1 protein-coding gene and 1 pseudogene are annotated in these 3,086 nt (G+C 67.4%); one reads left to right on the top strand and one right to left on the bottom strand.

What is annotated here, in order from left to right; genetic code table 11:
- Positions 1–429 (top strand): hypothetical protein (locus JHC81_RS14195; RefSeq protein ID WP_292175759.1); only part of this gene is annotated, 429 nt, incomplete at its 5' end.
- A 69-nt stretch (positions 430–498) separates the two neighbouring features.
- Here JHC81_RS14195 and JHC81_RS14190 read toward each other — a convergent pair.
- Positions 499–3,086: pseudogene (locus JHC81_RS14190) on the bottom strand (DNA-directed RNA polymerase subunit beta'); the annotation flags it as partial.

Below are 3,086 nucleotides of genomic sequence, written 5' to 3'. Positions count from 1 at the left end.
CCTTCAAACCGCAGCGGGGCCATGGCCCGCACCCTGCGCCAGGGCCTGCCCGGCTGCGCCTCGCCCGACCTGTTGAACGAGATGGAGCGACAGCATTGCCGCAATGAGTTCGCCCGAAGGGGCGAGAACGCGGCGCCCATCACCGGCTCGGGCAACCCCGAGCGCGACGCCCGCTTCGCCCGCGAGGGGGCGCGCCGTCTGGCGGAGTGGGAGGCGACGCGCCGCCCCCTGTCCGGCGGGGTCGGGGTCGTCGGTCCGGCGGACTGTGTCGGCTCGAACTTCGGCACGGGCTGTGCGGGCGCCCACCTGGACCCGTCCCTGGCGCCGGATTCCCGCCAGAACGTACAGACAGGCCGCGACGGCCACCGCGCCGCCGGCGCCCCTGTCACCCCCGGCGCCTCGGCCCCTAGGGAGCGCTGGAAGGACTGACGCATAAAAGAAGGGGCGGCCCCGTCGCCGGCGCCGCCCTCTACAGTTCATCACATCCGTAACCGGAGATCAGCCTTCGCTGCTCTCCAGCTCCAGTTGCAGATCGGCCGGCAGCGGCTCGATCGCGTCTTCGCGGGCCTGGGTCAGTTCGGCGTCGCGCTCGTTGGCGATCTTCTGCAGCGACCGCAGATAGGCGCCCGTACCGGCCGGGATCAGACGGCCGACGATGACGTTCTCCTTCAGGCCTTCCAGCATGTCCTTCTTGCCGTGGACCGAAGCCTCGGTGAGGACGCGCGTAGTCTCCTGGAAAGAGGCCGCCGAGATGAAGCTGCGGGTCTGCAGCGACGCCTTGGTGATGCCCAGCAGAACCGGCTGGGTGATGGCCGGACGACCGCCGCGCTTCTCGACCTTGGCGTTCTCCAGAGCCGCCTCGGCCACCTCGACCGTGTCGCCGCGGATCAGGGTGGTTTCACCGGCGTCGATCACCTCGACCTTCTGCAGCATCTGACGCACGATGACTTCGATGTGCTTGTCGTTGATCGGCACGCCCTGCAGTCGGTAGACCTCCTGCACCTCGTTCACCAGATACTCGGCCAGCGCCTCGACGCCCTGGATGCGCAGCAGATCGTGCGGATCCGGGTTGCCGTCGATGATGTAGTCGCCCTTCTGGATCAGATCGCCGTCGTGGACGGAGATGTGCTTGCCCTTGGGGATCAGGAACTCGACCGGTTCGCCCTGGTTGCCATCGGCATCCGGCTCCGGCGTGATCTTGATGCGGCGCTTGTTCTTGTAGTCGCGACCGAATTCGACGCGGCCGTCCATCTCGGCGATGACCGCGCAGTCCTTGGGACGACGGGCTTCGAACAGCTCGGCCACCCGCGGCAGACCACCGGTGATGTCGCGCGTCTTGGCACCCTCGGTCGGAACGCGGGCGATGATCTCGCCCGGCTTGACCACGTCACCGTTGGACACCGAAAGAACGGCCCCAACCGGCAGCAGGTAGCGGGCGTCGGAGCCCGAGGCCAACTTGGCATAGGTGTCGCCGTTGGTGACGCCCATGGCCGGACGCAGGTCCGCACCGCGCGGGCTGGCCCGCCAGTCGCTGACGACGCGCTGGGCGATACCCGTCGCTTCGTCGGTTTCCTCGCGGACCGACAGGCCGTCGACCAGGTCCTCGAACCGGATCGTGCCCCCGACTTCCGTCAGGATCGGAGAGGTATAGGGGTCCCACTCCGCCAGACGCTGGCTGCGCGCGATGTCCGCACCCTCGGTCACCCGCAGGCGGGCACCGTAAGGCAGTTTGTGGGTCTCGCGGTCCTTGCCGTCGACCACCACGGTGATGGTGACGTTGCGACTCATGGCCACCAGATCGCCGTGCGCGGCCTTGACGGTCGGGCCGTTGATCTTGGCGACACCGGCATTGGTCGCTTCGTAGAACGAGGTTTCCGCCACCTGGGCCGTACCGCCGATGTGGAAGGTCCTCATCGTCAGCTGGGTGCCCGGCTCGCCGATGGATTGGGCGGCGATGACGCCGACCGCTTCACCGATGTTGACGTTGGTGCCGCGCGCCAGGTCACGACCGTAGCACATGCCGCAGATGCCGGCCTCGGCCTCGCAGGTCAGGGCCGAGCGGACCTTGATGGACTGGACGCCAGCCGCATCGATGGCCTCGACTTCCTCTTCCTGCAGATAGGTGTCCGCCGGGAACAGGATCTTGTCGCCACCCGGCTCGCGGATGTCCTCGGCCGCATAGCGACCCAGAACCCGCTGACCCAGCGAGACCAGAACGTCGCCGCCTTCGACCACGGCGCGCAGGGTGATGCCCCGCGTCGAGCCGCAATCGTCCTCGGTGACGATCGAGTCCTGGGCCACGTCGACCAGACGACGCGTCAGATAGCCCGAGTTGGCGGTCTTCAGCGCGGTGTCGGCCAGACCCTTGCGGGCCCCGTGGGTGGAGTTGAAGTATTCGAGGACGGTCAGGCCTTCCTTGAAGTTCGAGATGATCGGCGTCTCGATGATCTCGCCCGACGGCTTGGCCATCAGGCCGCGCATGCCGCCCAGCTGCTTCATCTGGGCCTGCGAACCCCGGGCGCCGGAGTTGGCCATCATATAGACCGAGTTGATGTCGGGGTTTTCGCCCTCGATCAGCACGCGCGGCTGCGCGATCTCGCCCATCATGGCGTCGGCGATCCGGTCCGTGGCCTTGGCCCAGGCGTCGACCACCTTGTTGTACTTCTCGCCGCGCGTGATCAGGCCGTCGGCGTACTGTTGCTCGTACTCCTCGACCTGGGTGCGGGTTTCGGCGACCAGCTCGGCCTTCTTCGCCGGAATGACGATGTCGTCCTTGCCGAACGAGATGCCCGCCTTGGCCGCCTCGCGGAAGCCCAGGCCCATCATCTGGTCGGCGAAGATGACCGTCGCCTTCTGACCGCAGTGGCGATAGACCACGTCGATCAGGTTCCCGATCTCCTTCTTGGTCAGGTTCTTCTCGAGCAGGCGGTAGCCGACGTTCGGGTTGCGCGGCAGCAGGGCGGCCAGCTTCATCCGGCCCGGCGTCGTGTCGATGACCTTGGTCACCTCATTGCCGTCGGCGTCCAGCTCGGTCCAGCGCGCCTTGATGCGGCTGTGCAGGGTGACGACCTTGGCGTCGAGCGCCG

This window comes from Brevundimonas sp., assembly GCF_016463295.1.
Taxonomy (GTDB): Bacteria; Pseudomonadota; Alphaproteobacteria; order Caulobacterales; family Caulobacteraceae; genus Brevundimonas.
This window is presented reverse-complemented; position numbering and strand designations above follow the sequence as displayed.